We start from the raw sequence: 17,335 nt of genomic DNA, 5'->3' as shown, positions 1-17,335 counted from the left end.
CGCAAGCGTGATTTGTTGCTCACACCGTCACCACGATCTTGCCGAACTGGTCGTTCGATTCGAGATAGCGATGCGCCTCGACGATCTGATCGAAGGCAAAGGTCCGGTCGATGATCGGCTTGAGTGTGCCGGTCTCCAGCCCTTCAAGGACGAACGTCTTGGCGGCCTCCAGCTTTGCGTGGTCTCCAGTGATTTCGTGGACGAGGTAGCCGCGCAGCGTCAATGTCTTGCCTAGCACGGCAGGCAAGGGGAACGGCGTCGGTTCGCGGCTGAGGCCGCCATATTCGATCAGGATGCCACCCTTCGACATCGCCGCCGTCAGTGGCTCGAAGATCGGACCGCCGATCGGGTCGAAGACCACGCGCACGCCTTGCGGCCCGGCGATTTCTTTCAGTCGTGCAGCGAGATCTTCTTCGGCCAGGACCACGACTTCAGCCGCTCCTGCGTCGAGTAGGGCCTGCTTCTTCGCCGATGTCCGCGTCACCGCGATAGCTGTCGCACCAATGCCGTTGGCGATCTGGATCGCCGCAAGCCCGACGCTGCTCGACGCCGCCGTGATGATGATGAAATCCTCTGCGCGCAGCCCGGCGATCTCGATCAACGCACCATAGGCGGTGAGGTACGGCATCCAGATCGCCGCCGCCGATTGCCAGTCGAGGGACGGCGGATGCTTGACGACGAGCCCGGCGGGGAAGGTGACAAGCTCGCCGTAAGCCGGCCAGCGAACCATCGATCGAGGCGGGATGACACTGACGGCATCGCCAGCCGCCAACTCCGTGACGCCTTCGCCAATTGTCTCGATAACGCCCGCCGCTTCCAGCCCGAGGCCGGAGGGGAGGGTGGGTGTCTCGATATAGCTGCCCGCCCGCAGCAGCGCCTCGGCGCGGTTGAGCCCGAGCGCCTTGACGCGGATTTGCACCTCGCCCGACCCCGGAAGGGGAAGGTCGATATCCTCGATGCGCAGAACCTCGGGGCCACCATGCTGGTGAAAGCGCACGACACGTGTCATTCGGTTGACTCCAAATCATATTAACCGAATGAGCTATGTCGCGTGCGTCGCAGGCGATAAATGGTGATACGGATAGAACAGTAGAAACCAGGAGTTCCGAATATGGATAGGCTCGAGAGCATGGCCGTGTTCGTCAGGGCGGTCGATCTCGGCTCGTTCGCGGCCGCGGCGGTCGCGCTGGATATGTCCGGGCCGATGGTTGGCAAGCATGTCCGGTTTCTCGAGGAGCGGCTGGGCGTGCGTCTCATCAACCGCACCACGCGCCGCCAGAGCCTGACCGATTTCGGTCGTGCCTATTATGAACGCTGCCGCTTGGTGCTGGCCGAGGCCGAGGCCGCCGATGCGCTCGCCGCCGACCAGCTCTCAGAGCCGCGCGGAAAATTGCGCGTCACCATGCCGGCGCATTTCGGCCGTCACTGCGTCACCCCCGTACTGTTGCAACTGGCGCGGCGGTATCCGACGCTGGAGCTCGACCTGTCGCTCAGCGACCGCTTTGTCGATCTCGCCGAGGATGGCTACGATCTGGCGATCCGGACCGGGGATCTCGACGACAAGGCCGGCGTGATCGCGCGCCGCGTTGCGCGTCAGGACATGGTCGTCTGTGCCGCGCCTTCCTATCTGCAAATCCAAGGCGAACCTCGGCGGATCGGAGACCTCGCCGATCATCAGGCGATTGTCTACCGCCGGCTTGGCATGATCGTTCAGCCCTGGCTGTTTCCGTGCGAGGGACAAACCGCGCTCGAGGTCATGCCAACCGGCCGGCTGCGGCTCGACGATCTCGACGCCATCGCCGATGCCGCGGTCGACGGCATGGGGCTGGCGTGGCTGCCTCATTGGCTGGTGCGCGAACGCATGCGGGCCGGCACGCTGGTCGAGCTGTTGCCGGAGCAGCCGCGTTATCCCTACGACTGCCATGCGCTCTGGTTGCGGACACCGCGCCTGCCGCTCAAGGTCCGGCTTGCCGTCGACGCGCTTGCCGCGGGCTTGCCGAAAATGATGGCGTGAGCGGTGATCGAGAAATTTGCGCTCTTTGAGGTGTCGCGCTCCAATGCCATATGAAGGTGGCTGACGGAATGCGCATCGCAGGAGAGACGGTTCATGACCAAGGGTTCGGATCTGTTCGTGGCGGCTCTGGAGAACGAAGGGGTCGATCGGATCTTCGGCATTCCGGGCGAAGAAAATCTCGACGTCGTCGAATCCATCCGCCGCTCCTCGATCCAACTGATCCTGACCCGCCACGAGCAGGCGGCCGCCTTCATGGCCGCCACCTATGGCAGGCTTACCGGCAAGCCGGGCGTGTGCATCACCACGCTTGGCCCGGGCGCGCTCAATCTGACGACGGGTGCTGCCTATGCGCTGCTCGGCGCCATGCCGATGATCATGCTCACTGGCCAGAAGGGCATCCTTTCGTCGCGCCAGGCGCGCTTCCAGATCGTCGACATCGTCGCGGCGATGAAGCCGCTGACCAAGCTGTCGCGCCAGATCGTCTCGCCCAGGATGATCCCCTCGCTGGTGCGCGAAGCCTTCCGCGTCGCCCAGGAGGAGCGCCCCGGCCCCGTGCATCTGGAACTGCCGGAAGACATCGCGGCGGCGCAGTGCGATCCGGTCGCGCTGGTGCCGACGCACCCGGTCGACCTGCCCATAGCCGGCGCGGACGCGCTCGACCGCGCCGCTCGCATGATCATCGAGGCCAAGCGTCCGCTGCTGATGTTCGGCGCCGCGGCGTCGCGCCCGCGCGTCACCCCCGACATCGCCCAGTTCGTGCTGCGCACGCAGATTCCCTATTTCACCACGCAGATGGGCAAGGGCACCGTCCCTGGCGGCACCGAACTCTACATGGGAACGGCCGCATTGTCGGAACGCGACTATGTCCACGAGGCCATCGAGCAGGCCGACCTGATCATCACCATCGGTCACGATACGGTGGAGAAGCCGCCCTTCATCATGGGCGCCAACGGGCCGAAGGTCATCCATGTCGGCTATCACTCAGCCGATGTCGAGCAGGTCTATTTCCCGCAAGCCGAGATCGTCGGCGACCTTGGTCCGTCGCTGGCGCTGCTGGCCGATCGCGTCGAAGGCAGGATCCCCAACGCGCAGGCCTTGCTGCCGCTGCGCGAAGGCATTTTGAGCCGCATCGCCGCGCGCGCCACCGAAGACCGCTTCACGCCGCAGCGCATCGTGCACGACGTGCGCGCCGTGATGCCGGCCGACGGCATCCTCGCGCTGGACAACGGCATGTACAAGATCTGGTTCGCGCGCAACTACCGCACGCGCATGGCCAACACGCTGCTGCTCGACAACGCGCTGGCCACCATGGGCGCCGGCCTGCCGTCGGCGATGATGGCGGCACTGCTCTATCCCCAGCGCCGTGTCATGGCCATCGCAGGCGACGGCGGCTTCATGATGAACAGCCAGGAATTGGAGACCGCCGTCAGGCTCAAGCTCAACCTCGTCGTCCTGCTGCTGGAAGATCATGCCTATGGCATGATCCGCTGGAAGCAGGCGGTCGACGAATTCCCGGATTTCGGCATGACCTTTGACAATCCCGACTTCGTCAAATACGCCGAAGCCTATGGCGCCAAGGGGACCAGGGTCGGCGCGATCGCCGACCTGCAACCGACGCTGGAACAGGCCTTCGCCGGCGGCGGCGTGCATCTTGTCGTCGTGCCCATCGACTATTCCGAAAACACCAGGGTGCTTGTCGACGAATTGCACGAGCGGTTGCCGGCGCCAAAGGCGAGCTGACGGCAGCGGCAACGCCGCCGTCAGGCTTTGTCGAGGGCTACAGCGTGCAGTAAGGCGTTACCGGCGCGATGGTGCCGAAATCCTTGGCGATCTCGTAGCCGATGCCGTCCGCCGCCGCCTTGCCGACATAGGAATGGCAGAGCGTGTGGTTGTTCGAGGCATCGACGCGGATCTTGCCTTGCGGCGCGTCGAACTCGATCGTCGGCAGAGCTTTCAGCACATCGTCGTCCTTCAGCGAGCCGGCTTTCTCGGCGGCCAGCGCGTAGAGATGCAGGCCGTTATAGCCAGCCTCACCGATGCCGTTGACCATCTTCTCCTGGCCGAATTTTTCGCGGAAGCTCGCGATGAACTTCTTGTTGACCGGATTGTCGAGTGCCATCCAGTAGGGTTGCGGCGCGTAGGTGCCGGCGGCGACACCCGGCGGCAGCGCATCCTTGTTGAAGACCTCGTCGAGCGGCGCGATCAGCGGCTGCTTGATGTCGAAGCTACGATACTGCTTGAGCTGGGTGACGGCGTCATTGCCGACCACCATCGACCAGACGACATCGGGCTTCAGCGATTTGATCTTCTGGAAGGCCGGGCCGAAATCCGTCGTACCGAACGGATAGTAGTCGGCGCCGATGATCTTGCCGCCGGCCTTTTCGTAGGCAGCGGTGATCGCCTCGGTCATCTTCTGCGGCCAGGCATAGTCGGACGCCATGACGTAGATCGTCTTGCCGAGATTCTCGGCCACCCACGGCATCATCGGGTCGACCTGCTGCATCGGGATCGGGCCGGTGGCGACGAAGTAGCGGTTGCACTCCCCGCCCTCGAAATTGGTCGGGTAGAAGAACAGCTTCTTGGCCTTCGACGTCACCGACAGCGTGGCGCTGCGCTCGGGCGAAATGATCGTGCCCATGATCACGTCGACCTTGTCCTCGTTGAGGAGCTTGCGCGCCTTGTCGATCGAGCCCTTGGTCGTGGTCTGGTTGTCCTCGATGAACAGTTCGACCTGGCGGCCGCCAATGCCATTGGCGGCGTTGAGTTCGGCGGCGGCGAGCTTGTAGCAATTGAGCAGCGTCTCGCCGAGGATCGCTTGCAGGCCGGTGATCGGAATCGACAGCCCGACCTTGACCGTGTCGGCGGCGCGCAGGATCGACGGCGCGCCGACCATGGCGAAGGCGGCCGCCGCGCCGCCGGATTTCAAAACAGTTCTTCTGCTTATCATTGTTGTGTTCCCTTCCAGTCCAGGCGCGCCCCATGCACGCCTTACAAAGCCAGGAGATCCTTCAGCAGGCTCTCGTCGGCGAATGCTTCCGGCGTGCCCTCGTGCACGATCCTGCCCTTCTCCATCACCAGGCAGCGATCGGCCGCCTTGAGAACGAGATCGAGATTCTGTTCGACGAGGACGATCGCGATGCCCCGCTCGCGGGCGATGCGCGGCACCAGTTCGGCGATCGATTGCACGATGTTGGGCTGGATGCCTTCCGAGGGCTCGTCGAGCAGCAGCACCGACGGCAGGCCGCACAGCGCGCGGCCGATCGCCAGCATCTGCTGCTGGCCGCCGGAGAGCGTGCCGGCGATTTGCGCCTCGCGTTCGCGCAGGATCGGAAAATATCCAAAAATGTCGTCCGGAATGCCGCCGTCGCCACGGTCCCTGGCGGCGCGGGTGCCGACCTCCAGGTTCTGTCGCACGGTCAGCTGGTTGAAGATGCCGCGCCCCTGCGGCACATGCGCGATGCCAGCGCGCGCGCGGCGGAAAGCCGGCGCGCTGGTGAGATCCTGGTCGCCGAGAACCACCGCGCCGCCGCTCGCCTTTAAGCCGCCGGCGATGACGCGCAGCAGCGTGGTCTTGCCGGCACCGTTGCGGCCAAGCAGGCCGACGACTTCGCCCGGCGAGACGCTGAGGTCGATGCCGTTCAGCACCGGAAGCAGGCCGTAGCCGGCAGAGACGGCAAGCGTGCGCAACATGGTCAGCGCCTCCCCAGATAGACGTCGCGGACCATTTCGTCGGCCTCGATGTCGTGGAAGGGACCGCTGCGCAGCCGACGCCCCTGATGCAGCACCAGCGTCTCGCAGTTCAGCGCCCGCACGAAGCGGATGTCGTGTTCGACGGCGACGATCGAGAATTCGCCCTTCAGCCGCAGCAGCATTTCGGCTGTGGCAAGCGTTTCCTGCGGCGTCATGCCGGCGGTCGGCTCGTCGAGCAACAGCAACCGTGGTTCGATCGCCAACGCCATGCCGATTTCCAGCCACTGCTTCTGGCCATGCGCGAGCTCGCCGGCTAATGTGTCGGCACGGTTGGTCAGCGCGACCAGCTCCATCAACTCGCCGATCGGGCGAGCCGGCGAGGGGGCGCCCCACCGTGCGACCTTGAGGTTGTCCTCAACCGAGAGGCTGGGAAAGACGGAGGGAATCTGGAACTTGCGGGCGATGCCGAGCCGGGCGATGCGATGCAGCGGCAGGCCGGCAATGTCGTGGCCGAGGAAGCGCACGCTGCCGCTGGTTGGCCGAAGCGTGCCGGTCAGCACGTTGAGGAACGTGCTCTTGCCGGCGCCGTTCGGCCCGATGATGCAGCACAACTCCTTGTCGCGCACCGTCAGGTTCAACCCTTCCAGCGCCTGCAGCCCGCCGAAGCGGATGCCGACATTTTCGGCCTGGAGCAGGACGCCGCTCATCGCGCCTGCCTCCGGCCCTTGAACAGGCTCTTCAGCCGCGCATGGATCGATAGGATGCCGTCCGGCAGCACAAAGACGATGATGACGAAGACGCAGCCGAGCAGCAGTGGCCATAGGCTTGGATTGAAGCTGCTGATCGTCTGCTGCGCGCGCTGGATGAAGATGGCGCCCAGCACCGGACCAAGCAGTGTACCGCGTCCGCCAACGGCCACCCAGACGATGACTTCCGTCGACAGCAGCAGCCCGGAGAGATCTGGCGCCACAAGCCCGGCCATGCAGACATAAAGCGCACCGGCAAGACCGGCGATGGCTGCTGAAAGGATGAAGGTGACGAGCAGCCGCAGCGGCGCATTATGGCCGAGTGCCGCCGCCCGGATTTCATTGTCCTGGATCGCGGTCAGCACCGTGCCCCAGCGGCCACGGCTGATCGACCACAGCACCAGCACGACCACCGCGACAATGGCCGCGACGAAGATGTAGCTCGGCAGATCCTGGCTGAGATCGACATGCAGGCCGCCGAGATCGAACGCGATCGGCGGGATGCCGATCAAGCCGCTGTCGCCGCCGGTGACCGAACTCCAGGAGACAGCGGCCTGCTGGCAGATCACGCCCATGGCGAGCGTGACGATGGTGAAGTAGCTGCCGCGTATGCCGCCGAAGAACAGGAAGTAGCCGATGATGGCCGCGACGAAGGCAGCGCCTGATATAGCGCCCATGATGCCGAGCAGGCTGCCGAAAGGAACGGCGTCGTTGAGCGTTACCAGCGCCATGATGTAGCCGCCAATGCCGAAGAAGGCGGCGTGGCCGAAGCACAATATGCCGGTCCGAGCCCAGAAGAAATCGAGGCTCGCCGCGAACAGGCCAAAGATCAGCGCATCGCGGATCACCGTCAGCTGGTAGCCGTCGGCGATGAAGGGATAGAGAACCGCGAGCGCCACGCAGACGGTGAAGATCAGCAGCCAGTTGCGGTCGCGGGCGATCATCGCGACGCTCCATTGAACAGGCCGTTCGGCCGCAGCCGCACGGCGACGATGGCCGCCAGCAGCACGATCGCCTGCGCCAGCGACGGCGAGATCTGGTAGTTGAGGATGCTGGTCAGCCCGCCGACGAAGACGCTGCCGGCGACGAGGCCGCCGATCGAGCCGACGCCGCCGACGATGACGACGAAGAAGGCGTTGGCGAGATAGTTCACCCCCATCTGCGGCAGCACGATCGCCAGCGGCGCGACCAGGCCGCCGGCCAGGCCCGCGATTGCCGCGCCGAAGGTAAAGGCGATGGCGTAGGTGCGGCGCGTGTTGATGCCGACGCCCTCGGCCATTTCGCGGTTCTGGATGACGGTGCGGATGTCGAGCCCGAAGGATGTCCGGCTGATCAACAGGATCACGCCGAGCAAGGTCGCCATGGCGATGCCGATCAGGATCAGCCGGTAGGCGGGATAAACGGTGAAGAACAGGTCGAACGTGCCCTCGATCGGTGGCGTCACCGGCTTGGCGCCGAGGCCGAAGGTCAGTTCCAGCCCTTGCTGCAGGATCAGGCTGACGCCCCAGGTGGCGAGCACGGTCGAGACCGGCCGCGAATAGAGATGGCGGATGATGGCAAATTCCAGGATACAGCCGACCACCGCGCCGGCGATGGGGGCGGCAAGCAGCCCCAGCCAGAACGAGCCGCCGATGCTCTGGACGAAATAGACCGCGAAGGCGCCGACGGTGACGAATTCGCCATGCGCCAGATTGGTGACGTTCATCAGGCCGAAGCTGATCGCCAGCCCGAGTCCGACCAGCATCAGGATGCTGATCAGCGTCAGCGCGTTGAGCAGCGTGGTGACGGCAAAGTCCATCGCGTCAGGCCGCGCTGGCGAGGCGTTGGCGCAGGCCCGCGAGCAGGCCCTCGGCGGCGTCGATCACCTTGGCTTGGTGTGGTTGCAAATCCTGCCCGGCCCATTCGTCGATATGGTCCGACAGGGGATCGACCACTTCGGTGCGATGGTTGGCCAGCGTCTCTATGACGGCATGACCGCAGAACGGCACATAACCTTCGGAATAGCCGCCTTCATGCGTCATCATCAGGCGCCCGTTCGAGACTTCGGCGGCCAGCGCCACCATGCGCGCGGCCAGGCGGCGGAAGCATTCGCTGTTGAGCATCATGCGGCCGAGCGGGTCGAAGCCCGACGCGTCGAAGCCGGAGGCGACGATGACGAGGTCGGGCTTGTAGGCGCGCAGTGCCGGGGCGACGACGCGGTCGAAGCTCGCTTCATAGGCGCCGATGCCGCTGCCCGCCGGCAGCGGGATGTTGATGTTGTAGCCTTCGCCTGCGCCCTTGCCATTGTCGGCCAGCGCGCCGCGTCCGGTCGGATAGAGATTGTCCTGGTGCAGCGAAATCGTCAGCACCGACGGGTCGGCATAAAACACCGTCTCGGTGCCGTTGCCGTGATGCACGTCCCAGTCGACCACCGCGGCGCGGCCGAGCAGGCCTTCATGCTGAAGCCGGCGCACGGCCACGCCGATGTTGGAGAACAGGCAGTTGCCCATCGCCTGGTCGGGTTCGGCGTGGTGTCCTGGCGGGCGCGCCAGCGCATAGGAATTGTCGACGCGGCCCGTCAGCACCGCACGCATCGCCGCATAGGTGGTTCCGGCGGACAACAGCGCGATGTCGAAACTGTTGACGCCGATCGGTGCCTGAGGCCCGGCGAAACCAGACCCGCCTTCGCTCAGCGTCCTGATATCGTCGACATGGCGCTGCGTATGGACGCGCAACAGGTCCTCGACCGTCACCGGTTCGGCAATGATCGGCACCAGATGGCGCGCCAGGCCGCTGACCTGGATGAGGTTGTTGAGCCTACGCTTCGATCCGGGCGATTCCAGATGGCGACCGGGCTCCACGAAGCGGCCGGGAGGCATCATGTCGGCGCTGGAGCCGGTATCATGCCACATTAGCTGTTCGTGAAAAACGTACCCTGTCGCCATCCGCAGCGTCCTCTACCAACCAGACGACGCTAGCAGGCTAACAATCACATGACCCGACCCAAAAGAGGGGTTTGGCGGATGTCTATGCCCCTCCTTTCGGAGGGGCGAGCAGGTTCAAGGCGGCCGGTGCGGCGCGCACGGCCTGGACGCGGTTCGAGACCGAGAGCTTGCCGAAAATGTTCTTCAGATGCCATTTCACCGTCGTCTCGCTGACAGACAAAGCGAGCGCTATATCGCGGTTGGACATGCCTTCCGACAGGCAGCGCAGCATTTCGGATTCGCGCTGTGTGAGTTCCTCTTTTTCGGCTGCCGGCATGGCCGGCTTGCGCGTCGCGACAGGCATCGTCTGCGCGGCATCGATGATGCGCGTCGCATAGGCCGACAATGCCGGTTCTGTCTTTGCCTGTGCCGCGCGCAGCCGCATCAAGGCCTCGACGATGGGCCTGCCCTCGTCGACGAAGGAGCGAATGAAGCCCGAGGGCTGGGCAAGGCGCAACGCTTCGAGCAGATGACGATCGGCCTCGCGCGGGTCATGGCCGGCACTCTTGGCGCGCAGGATCAGCGCCAGTATGTGGCGGCGCATGCGCCCACCGCTTTTCGTTCGCTCCAGCAGCGCGTCGAAAATCGCCGCCGCAGCGGCATAGGATTTCTCCGCCGTCAGCAGCCGGCCCTCGGCGAAGAACTCGAATTCGTTGGCGACGGTTGGGGTGGTCTCGCCCTGGTCGCGGCGGTGTTCGTCGAGCAGCGCGCGCGCTTCCGGTATGCGGTTCTGGTCGATCAGCAGTCGGATGCGATCATGCACCAGCACCGAAGCGAGGCGGCGGTAGACGGAGCCGCGCACACGCTGGTAGACGCGCTCCAGCATGTCGAGGGCCGCCTCGCTCCGACCGGTCAGTTGCAGCACGCGGGCATAGGTCGGCACGCTGGCCAGGGGATAGACGATGACCGCGGCGCCCTCGATCAGCGGCCCGAGATTCTCGACCAGCGCCAGCGCTTCGCCGGACGCGTTGGTCTCGTAGGCGAGTTCGGCAAGCAGCGTTCCGGCGAGCGCCTCTGCATAGGAGTTGGCGCCGATGCGCGTCCTGGCCTCGATGATCGCGTTGCGCAGCAGCCGTTCGGCGGCGGGCAAGCGGCCGGCCGAGCGTTCGATGACGGCCATGTAGCAATTGGCGATGGTGACGCCGAGCAGGCTGCCGCTGCGCTCATGGGCCTTGCGTGCCGCGTCCACCGCCGAGCGCGCGCCTTCGAGGTCGCCCAGCGCATAGAGGTTGTAGCCGATGACGTTAGCGGTCGCCCCTTCCATGAACCAGGCATCGGGCGCGATGATGCGCAGGGCGGCCAGTGCGGTGTCGCGTGCGTCCTCGAACTGTTCCAGCGTGCTGTGCACCGCCGCGGCAAGAACCTCGAGTTCGGCCTCGATCGTGGTGCCGGTCAGCGTGCCCGGGTCATTGCCATCAGCCGGCCCGGCCTCCACCAGCTTGCGCGCGTTGGCGAGCGTCTGCCGGGCAATTTCAGGCTGGCTCGAGTGCACCGCAAGCCAGAGCACGACAAGCTGCAGCCGGATGCGCTGGTCGATCAGTTTTCTCGGCAGCAGCGCCAGCAACTGGCGCACATAGAGAAGCTGGCACTGGGCGATGAGTTCGAGCGCGTTGTTCTCGACGAACACCGCGGCGCGGGCCTGGTCGCCGGCGGCGAGCGCATGGCCGATGGCTTCGGTCAGCATCTTGCGTTCGCCGAACCATTCCGAAGCCGCCAGGTGCAGCGGCGCGATCATCTCCGGTTCGCGCCGTTCCATCTCGCGGCTGAGAAAGTCATGGAACAAATGATGATAGCGGAACCAGCGCCGCTCCTCGTCGAGCGGCACCAGGAACAGGTTGCGAGTCTCGATCTCGGTGATATCGGCCTCGGCGTCCGCCGTTCGCATCACCGCCCGGCAGGCCTCGGCGCTGAAGCGCTCGAAGATCGAGGAATGGCGCAGGAATTTCGCCAGCGCCGGCGGCAGTCCCAAAAACACTTCCCCCATCAGGAAGTCGGCGACATTGCGGTTGGCGCCGGTGAAATTGCCGATAACGGTTTCGGGCGCATGGGCGGCACTGAGCGACAGTGAAGCGAGCTGCAGGCCGGCGGCCCAGCCTTCGGTGCGCGAGCACAAGGTCTCCACCGTGCCGCTGCTGACGGAGAGGCCGAGCTTGTCGTTGAAGAAGGCTTCGGCCTCGGACGAGGCGAAACGCAGATCGTCCGGGCCGATTTCGAAGACATCGCCGAGCACCCGGAGCTTGCCGAGCTGCAGGTCGGGCAGGTTGCGCGAACCGATGACCAAGGCGACGTTGGCGGGCGCCTGCCGCGTCAGGCGCTCCATGAACCGCTTCACCGCCGGTTCTTCGATGGCATGATAGTCGTCGAAGAACAGGGTGATGTCGGCGCGGCGTGCCGCAAACCCCGCCAAAAGGGCCGCGAGCACCACGTCGAGCTGCGGGATGGGACTCGACTGGAAGGCGAGATCGAGTTCGGCCGGGTTCTGCACGAGATGGCGCAGCGCTCCCACCAGATGCGACAGGAAGGCGCCTTCGTCATTGTCCGTCGCTTCGCAGGACAGCCATGCCGTCAGCCGGCCATGGCGCGCGACCTCGATTGCCCATTGCGCCATCGTCGTCGACTTGCCGAAGCCGGCGGGCGCGGCGAACAGCACGATGCGTGTGTCGACATGCCGCTCCAACCTCGACAGGATAGCCTCGCGCCGCACCCACCGGCGGTGGTGGGGCGATGCCTGGCTGTCGGGTTGCGAAGACGGTCTCATCTGGCGCCGGACACCCATTCGGTTTCGATCAGCGGGATTTGCGGTGCGCAATCGCGCGGCAGGGTTCCCTTGACGCGCGGATCGTCGGTGATCTCGAAGCCGGCCGCGAAGGGTTCAAACCCGCACGCCCTGTAGAAGCCGATGACGCTGTGGTGATCGAAGCTGCTGGTGTGCAGCCAGATGCGGTCGGGTTTTAGGCGCCAGGCCTGATCGAGCGCGCCCGCCATCAGCCGCTTGCCAAGGCCTCGGCCGGTCGAGGAGGGGAAGAGGCCGAAATAGGTGATCTCGATCTCGTTGCCGTCGCCGGCAACGAATTCGACCATGCCGACATGGCCGCCGCTTTCATCGTGACCGTAATAGAGATGCTGGCGCGGGTCGGCGAAATGCGCCGCGATGTCGGCGTTCGACATTTCCGCGGCGCGATCCCAGAGCCAGGGAGCGCCGATCTCGAGAAAGACCGAACGGTAAAAGGCGGGCTCGGGCTCGATGACGCGGGTCATCGCCAGCGGATGCGCGAGACCCTGCACCGGCGCGCGCGCCTCCATCCACGTCACCGCGTTGACGATCTTGCCGGCCGGAATGCGCCGGTAACCCGACGACAGGTCGGTGATTTCATCCGGCAATGTACCTTCGGTGACTTGCATTCGTCCTCGATCTCCGCCGCGTGGCCTCGCTGGCACATCAGGAAGCTGATGCCAACTCCGCGGCCGCCTGCCAAGAGGCTGCAGGGGTGGGCCATGATTTTGCCCGCCTGTCTTCTTGCCTTTTCGAGAAATGGCATATGAGATATGATACACCATTCACGGAGAAGCGGAATATCATGCCGGAGCGAATTGCGGACGAGGCCATTTTGCGGGCGGTCGACGATGGTTTCGACCGCCAGCTCGCCTTTTTGGCCGATCTCGTGCGCTTTCCCTCCCAGCGCGGCGAGGAACATGCCGCGCAATCCTTCATGGCGGCGGCCTATGAAGCCGATGGCTATGCGGTCGATATGTGGCGTGTCGATGTCGACGCGATCCGTGACTTGCCCGGATTTTCACCCGTGGCGGTTTCCTATGATGACGCCTTCAATGTCGTCGCCACCCATACGCCGAAGAACGCTACCGGCCGATCGCTGATCCTCAACGGCCATATCGATGTCGTGCCGACGGGGCCGCTCGACCGCTGGGTGCGCGATCCCTACGATCCCGTGATCGAGGACGGCTGGATGCATGGCCGGGGCGCCGGCGACATGAAGGCCGGACTGTCGGCCTGCCTCTATGCGCTGGCCGCCTTGCGGAGCCTCGGTTATCAGCCGGCCGCGAACGTGTTCCTGCAGTCCGTGGTCGAGGAGGAGTGCACAGGCAATGGCGCGCTCGCTTGCCTGCAACGTGGCTACCGCGCCGACGCCGCCTTCATTCCCGAACCGCTGGAGCCAAGGCTGATGCGGGCACAGGTCGGCCCGATCTGGTTCAGGGTCGAGGTCGATGGCGATCCGCAGCATGCGTCGGGCGCCTTCTCGACCGGCGCCAATGCCATTGAAAAGGCGTTCCTCATCATCCAGGCGCTGAAGCAACTCGAAATCGTCTGGAACGCGCGCAAGGTCGATGACAGGCATTTCTGCGATCACCCGCATCCGATCCGCTTCAACCTCGGCAAGATCGAGGGCGGCGAGTGGACGTCCAGCGTTCCGGCGCGTTGCGTGTTCGAGATGCGTGTCGCGACCTATCCCGGCCAGAAGCTCGAGGACGCCCGGGCCGAGCTGGAAGCCTGCATCGCGGACGCGGCGCGCGCCGATCCGTTCCTCGCCAATCGTCCGCCGAGGATGACCTATAACGGCTTCATGGCCGAGGGCTACGTGCTTGAAGGGGCCGACGAGATGGAAGCCGTGCTGCGTCGCAGCCATACCGCCGTGTGGGGCGAGCCGCTGACGGAGCACGTCACCTCGGCCACGACAGATGCGCGTTTCTTCGGCCTCTATGCCGACACGCCGGCCATCGTCTATGGCCCGATCTGCCGCATGCCGCATGGCTATGACGAGGCCGTCGATCTCGACTCCGTGCGCAAGGTCACGCAGACCATCGCGCTCTTCATCGCCGACTGGTGCGGCCTCGAACCCATCGATGCGGAGGTCGGGCCATGAACGAGGCGGTAACGGATGCCTTCGGCGAGACGCTCGCGGAGGATGCGCCCGACGTTTCGATCGCCGAGGCGCTTGCCCTGTTGCGTCGCCACTACGGAATTATCGGTAGCGCGCGTCCGTTGCCGGGCGAGCGCGACCACAATTTCCATATCGAGACCGAAGGCGAGGGCGCGTTCGTCCTGAAGGTCTCGCATCCGGCGGAAGAGGCCGGCTTCACCGATTTCCAGAACAAGGCGCTAGACCATATCCTGGCGGTCGACCCTTCCTTGCCCGTTCCTTCGGTGCGCAAGAGCCTCGAAGGCGAAGCACAGTTCATGGTCAGCGTCGGCGGATCGGCGCCGCGCATCGTGCGGCTGGTCACCTATCTGCCGGGCCAGCTGCTTTCGCGCTCGCCCACATCGGCGGCGCAGGACCGCAATCTCGGCATCTTCCTCGCCCGGCTTGGCCGGGCGCTGCGCGGATTCTTCCATCCGGCCGCGGGCAGCGACCTTTTGTGGGACATCCGCAAGGTCGCCAAGACGCGGCCGATGCTGGCGCATATCGCCGATCCCCGTCACCGGGCCATGGTCGAGCGTGTGATGGACGCCTTCGAGGCGCACGCGGCGCCGGTGATCCCCGGCCTGCGCGCACAGATCGTCCACAACGACATGAACTCCTACAATGTGGTGATGGATGCCGCGCGGCCGGAAGTGGTCAGCGGCATCCTCGATTTCGGCGACATGATCCATTCGCCGCTGATCTGCGACCTCGCCATCGGTGCCGTTTACCGCTGGCCCGCCGAAGGTTATCCGCTGGCGCCTGCGGCTCGCTTCGTCGCCGGCTATCAGTCCGTGCAGCCGCTCGAAATCGAAGAGCTTGGTATCCTCTTCCATCTCATTCGCGCACGGCTCGCGCTCATCGCCAACATCGCCAGCTGGCAGGCCGAGCGGTTTCCGGCCAAACGCGACTATGTGCTGCGCCTCATCACCGAGGTCTGGACCTCGCTCGAACGGCTGGACGGTCTATCGCCCGCTGACGCCCGCCGCTATTTTCTCGACCATTCCAAGCCGGAGTAGATGCCCGTGTCCCAGTCCTCGCCCTATCCTGCAAACGCCGGCTCGGCGGCATCCGAGCGAGCCCTGCTCGATCGCCGTGCAAGATTGCTCGGGCCGACCTACCGCGCCTTCTACCGCAACCCGATCCATCTGGTGCGCGGCAGCGGCGTCTGGCTCTACGATGCCCAGGGCCGAAAATACCTCGACGCCTATAACAATGTCGCCTCCGTCGGGCACTGCCATCCGCGCGTCGTCGAGGCATTGTCGGGACAGGCCGCCACGCTCAACACGCACACGCGCTACCTCAGCGAGATCATCCTCGACTACGCCGAGAAGCTGCTTGGCACGCTGCCGCCCCATCTCGGCCATGCCATGTTCACCTGCACCGGCAGCGAGGCCAACGACCTTGCCATCAGCATTGCCCAGCACTCCAGCGGCAACACCGGCGTGATCATCACCGACTTCGCCTATCACGGCGCCACCATCGCCACCGCGCAGCTATCGCCGGCGGCGGTCGGGGCGAAGGGCGTGCCCGCGCAACACCGGACCGTGACGGCGCCAGACACGTTGCGCGACGGCGGCCGCGCCGCGCATGATTTCGCCAGAAATGTCGCCGCCGCCATCGAGAATATGCGCGCGCAAGGCATCCGTCCGGCGGCGCTGCTGCTCGATTCCGCCTTTTCCAGTGACGGCATCTTCTTCCCCGGTGCCACTGTCATGCGCGAGGCGGCCGATCATGTCAGGAAAGCGGGCGGCATCATCGTTGCCGACGAGGTCCAGTCCGGTTTCGGCCGGCTCGGCCAAGGCATGTGGGGCTTCGCAAATTACGGCCTCGAGCCCGACATCGTCACCATGGGCAAGCCGATCGGCGACGGACATCCGATGGGCGCGGTCATCGTGCGGCCACGGCTTGTTGCCTCCTTCGGCTCGAACACCGGCTACTTCAACACCTTCGGCGGCAATCCGGTCGCGGCCGCTGTCGGCATCGCGGTGCTCGACGTCATCGAGGGCGAAGGGCTGATCGAGAACGCGCGCACGGTCGGCGCCTATACCGGAGAACTGCTGGACGCCTTGAAAGGCCGCCACGGCATGGTCGCCGACGTCAGGCACAACGGCCTCTATTTCGGCGTCGAACTGACGGCGGGGGATGAGGCCACCGCCGCCGCCAAGACCTCGTCCGTCGTCGAAGCCATGCGCGAGGACGGCGTGCTGATCTCGTCCTGCGGTCCGCGCGGCAATGTGCTGAAGATCAGGCCGCCGCTGCCCTTTGCCAGGGACAATGCCGAGCAGTTGGCCGAGACGCTCGATCGCGCACTGTCGAAATGGTGAGCTGAGCGGGCGCATGCTGAAGCTCGAACATCAAACCCTCAACGACCGCGCCTATGGCGCGCTCAAGCAGGAATTGATCTCGGGCGGTTTCAGCCCGGGCCAGACACTGGTCATCCGCAAGCTCGCCGAGACCTTTGGCATTTCGACCACCCCGATCCGCGAGGCGCTGCAAAGGCTGGTCGCCGAGCGGCTTCTGGAAATGCAGAACAACCGCTCGATCATCGTGCCCTTGTTGTCCGAGCCCGCTTTCGAGGAGCTGACGCGCATCCGCATCGCCGTCGAGGGATTGGCGGGCGAGATGGCCGCCACGCGCATGAGTGAGAGCGCGCTGATTGACATACAGGCCGCGCTCACCGGCATGCAGCGCGCCATCGAGGCCGGCGACGCCAGGGCCTATCTCGCGCTCAACGAGGCTTTCCACTTCGCCATCTACAGGCATGCCGGCGCGCCGATCCTCTTGAATATGATCCACGATCTCTGGGGGCGCGTCGGACCCTATCTCAAGCTGCTGATGAAGGCCGACCGTTACATTCCGCAGTCGAACGACGCGCATCTCAGGATTGTTGCCGCGTTGGAGCAGCGCAATGGCCCCGCCGTCCAGGCGTCCCTCGCGGAGGACATCGCCGTGGCCGCCGCAATTCTCTCCGAAAATCTTCGCGCGGCGCACTGACCGCACGGC

Annotated in this window: 15 protein-coding genes; 6 read left to right on the top strand and 9 right to left on the bottom strand. The window is 65.1% G+C overall.

Annotated features, from left to right (window positions below):
* Window positions 1-19 precede the first annotated feature (19 nt).
* A complete protein-coding gene (locus LB564_RS13695) occupies window positions 20-1,009 on the bottom strand; it encodes a zinc-dependent alcohol dehydrogenase family protein (protein WP_224538439.1) in 990 nt (329 codons plus the stop codon).
* 102 nt (window positions 1,010-1,111) lie between these two features.
* On the opposite strand from LB564_RS13695, the gene LB564_RS13690 reads away from it, so the two are divergent.
* On the top strand, window positions 1,112-2,014 hold the full coding sequence (locus LB564_RS13690; protein WP_224538436.1) for a LysR family transcriptional regulator: 903 nt from the start codon (window positions 1,112-1,114) through the stop codon (window positions 2,012-2,014).
* A 93-nt stretch (window positions 2,015-2,107) separates the two neighbouring features.
* Window positions 2,108-3,754 (top strand): acetolactate synthase large subunit, encoded by a 1,647-nt coding sequence (locus LB564_RS13685; protein ID WP_224538434.1) that lies wholly within the window; start codon window positions 2,108-2,110, stop codon window positions 3,752-3,754.
* A gap of 37 nt (window positions 3,755-3,791) precedes the next feature.
* Here LB564_RS13685 and LB564_RS13680 read toward each other — a convergent pair whose 3' ends face one another.
* The 8 genes from LB564_RS13680 to LB564_RS13645 all read right to left on the bottom strand — a co-directional run bounded on the left by LB564_RS13680 (window position 3,792) and on the right by LB564_RS13645 (window position 12,815).
* Window positions 3,792-4,961 carry a substrate-binding protein gene (locus LB564_RS13680; RefSeq protein ID WP_224538432.1) on the bottom strand — a complete coding sequence of 390 codons (1,170 nt, stop codon included), beginning with the start codon at window positions 4,959-4,961 and terminating at the stop codon, window positions 3,792-3,794.
* 41 nt (window positions 4,962-5,002) lie between these two features.
* On the bottom strand, window positions 5,003-5,704 hold the full coding sequence (locus tag LB564_RS13675; RefSeq protein ID WP_224538430.1) for an ABC transporter ATP-binding protein: 702 nt from the start codon (window positions 5,702-5,704) through the stop codon (window positions 5,003-5,005).
* Between the two features lie 2 nt (window positions 5,705-5,706).
* Window positions 5,707-6,411, bottom strand: coding sequence for an ATP-binding cassette domain-containing protein (locus LB564_RS13670; protein WP_224538428.1), 705 nt, complete (start codon window positions 6,409-6,411; stop codon window positions 5,707-5,709).
* Entirely contained in the window at window positions 6,408-7,394 is a 987-nt protein-coding gene (locus tag LB564_RS13665) for a branched-chain amino acid ABC transporter permease (RefSeq protein ID WP_224538427.1), read from the bottom strand. The genes LB564_RS13670 and LB564_RS13665 overlap by 4 nt, the downstream gene beginning before the upstream one ends.
* Window positions 7,391-8,248, bottom strand: a complete 858-nt coding sequence (gene urtB, locus LB564_RS13660) for an urea ABC transporter permease subunit UrtB (RefSeq protein WP_224538424.1) — start codon at window positions 8,246-8,248, stop codon at window positions 7,391-7,393. Before urtB ends, LB564_RS13665 begins: the two co-directional genes overlap by 4 nt.
* A 4-nt stretch (window positions 8,249-8,252) precedes the next feature.
* The gene (locus tag LB564_RS13655; RefSeq protein ID WP_318012800.1) at window positions 8,253-9,374 is read right to left on the bottom strand and encodes a class II histone deacetylase; all 1,122 of its coding nucleotides are present in this window, start codon (window positions 9,372-9,374) and stop codon (window positions 8,253-8,255) included.
* Window positions 9,375-9,456: 82 nt separating this feature from the next.
* Window positions 9,457-12,171, bottom strand: a complete 2,715-nt coding sequence (locus LB564_RS13650) for a LuxR C-terminal-related transcriptional regulator (protein ID WP_224538420.1) — start codon at window positions 12,169-12,171, stop codon at window positions 9,457-9,459.
* Window positions 12,168-12,815, bottom strand: a complete 648-nt coding sequence (locus LB564_RS13645) for a GNAT family N-acetyltransferase (RefSeq protein ID WP_224538418.1) — start codon at window positions 12,813-12,815, stop codon at window positions 12,168-12,170. The genes LB564_RS13650 and LB564_RS13645 overlap by 4 nt, the downstream gene beginning before the upstream one ends.
* Before the next feature lie 176 nt (window positions 12,816-12,991).
* Here LB564_RS13645 and LB564_RS13640 point away from each other — a divergent pair, with 176 nt between their 5' ends.
* The 4 genes from LB564_RS13640 to LB564_RS13625 are packed head-to-tail and all read left to right on the top strand — an operon-like array spanning window position 12,992 to window position 17,326.
* Complete coding sequence (locus LB564_RS13640) at window positions 12,992-14,293, top strand: ArgE/DapE family deacylase (RefSeq protein WP_224538416.1); 1,302 nt, start codon at window positions 12,992-12,994, stop codon at window positions 14,291-14,293.
* Entirely contained in the window at window positions 14,290-15,348 is a 1,059-nt protein-coding gene (locus tag LB564_RS13635; RefSeq protein WP_224538414.1) for a phosphotransferase, read from the top strand. The genes LB564_RS13640 and LB564_RS13635 overlap by 4 nt, the downstream gene beginning before the upstream one ends.
* Entirely contained in the window at window positions 15,349-16,656 is a 1,308-nt protein-coding gene (locus tag LB564_RS13630) for an aspartate aminotransferase family protein (RefSeq protein WP_224538413.1), read from the top strand.
* 13 nt (window positions 16,657-16,669) lie between these two features.
* Window positions 16,670-17,326: a GntR family transcriptional regulator gene (locus tag LB564_RS13625; RefSeq protein ID WP_224538410.1), complete on the top strand. Its 657-nt coding sequence runs from the start codon at window positions 16,670-16,672 to the stop codon at window positions 17,324-17,326.
* Window positions 17,327-17,335 lie beyond the last annotated feature (9 nt).

Source organism: Mesorhizobium sp. ES1-6 (assembly GCF_020164775.1).
Taxonomy (GTDB): Bacteria; Pseudomonadota; Alphaproteobacteria; order Rhizobiales; family Rhizobiaceae; genus Mesorhizobium.
This window is presented reverse-complemented; position numbering and strand designations above follow the sequence as displayed.

Excerpts from the sequence above, each read along its gene's own strand:
- LB564_RS13690 (WP_224538436.1), top strand. The coding sequence starts at position 1,112 with ATGGATAGGCTCGAGAGCATGGCCGTGTTCGTCAGGGCGGTCGATCTC.
- LB564_RS13655 (WP_318012800.1), bottom strand. The coding sequence starts at position 9,374 with ATGGCGACAGGGTACGTTTTTCACGAACAGCTAATGTGGCATGATACC.
- LB564_RS13695 (WP_224538439.1), bottom strand. The coding sequence starts at position 1,009 with ATGACACGTGTCGTGCGCTTTCACCAGCATGGTGGCCCCGAGGTTCTG.
- LB564_RS13665 (WP_224538427.1), bottom strand. The coding sequence starts at position 7,394 with ATGATCGCCCGCGACCGCAACTGGCTGCTGATCTTCACCGTCTGCGTG.
- LB564_RS13675 (WP_224538430.1), bottom strand. The coding sequence starts at position 5,704 with ATGTTGCGCACGCTTGCCGTCTCTGCCGGCTACGGCCTGCTTCCGGTG.
- urtB (WP_224538424.1), bottom strand. The coding sequence starts at position 8,248 with ATGGACTTTGCCGTCACCACGCTGCTCAACGCGCTGACGCTGATCAGC.
- LB564_RS13670 (WP_224538428.1), bottom strand. The coding sequence starts at position 6,411 with ATGAGCGGCGTCCTGCTCCAGGCCGAAAATGTCGGCATCCGCTTCGGC.
- LB564_RS13630 (WP_224538413.1), top strand. The coding sequence starts at position 15,349 with ATGCCCGTGTCCCAGTCCTCGCCCTATCCTGCAAACGCCGGCTCGGCG.
- LB564_RS13640 (WP_224538416.1), top strand. The coding sequence starts at position 12,992 with ATGCCGGAGCGAATTGCGGACGAGGCCATTTTGCGGGCGGTCGACGAT.
- LB564_RS13645 (WP_224538418.1), bottom strand. The coding sequence starts at position 12,815 with ATGCAAGTCACCGAAGGTACATTGCCGGATGAAATCACCGACCTGTCG.
- LB564_RS13680 (WP_224538432.1), bottom strand. The coding sequence starts at position 4,961 with ATGATAAGCAGAAGAACTGTTTTGAAATCCGGCGGCGCGGCGGCCGCC.
- LB564_RS13625 (WP_224538410.1), top strand. The coding sequence starts at position 16,670 with ATGCTGAAGCTCGAACATCAAACCCTCAACGACCGCGCCTATGGCGCG.
- LB564_RS13685 (WP_224538434.1), top strand. The coding sequence starts at position 2,108 with ATGACCAAGGGTTCGGATCTGTTCGTGGCGGCTCTGGAGAACGAAGGG.
- LB564_RS13650 (WP_224538420.1), bottom strand. The coding sequence starts at position 12,171 with ATGAGACCGTCTTCGCAACCCGACAGCCAGGCATCGCCCCACCACCGC.
- LB564_RS13635 (WP_224538414.1), top strand. The coding sequence starts at position 14,290 with ATGAACGAGGCGGTAACGGATGCCTTCGGCGAGACGCTCGCGGAGGAT.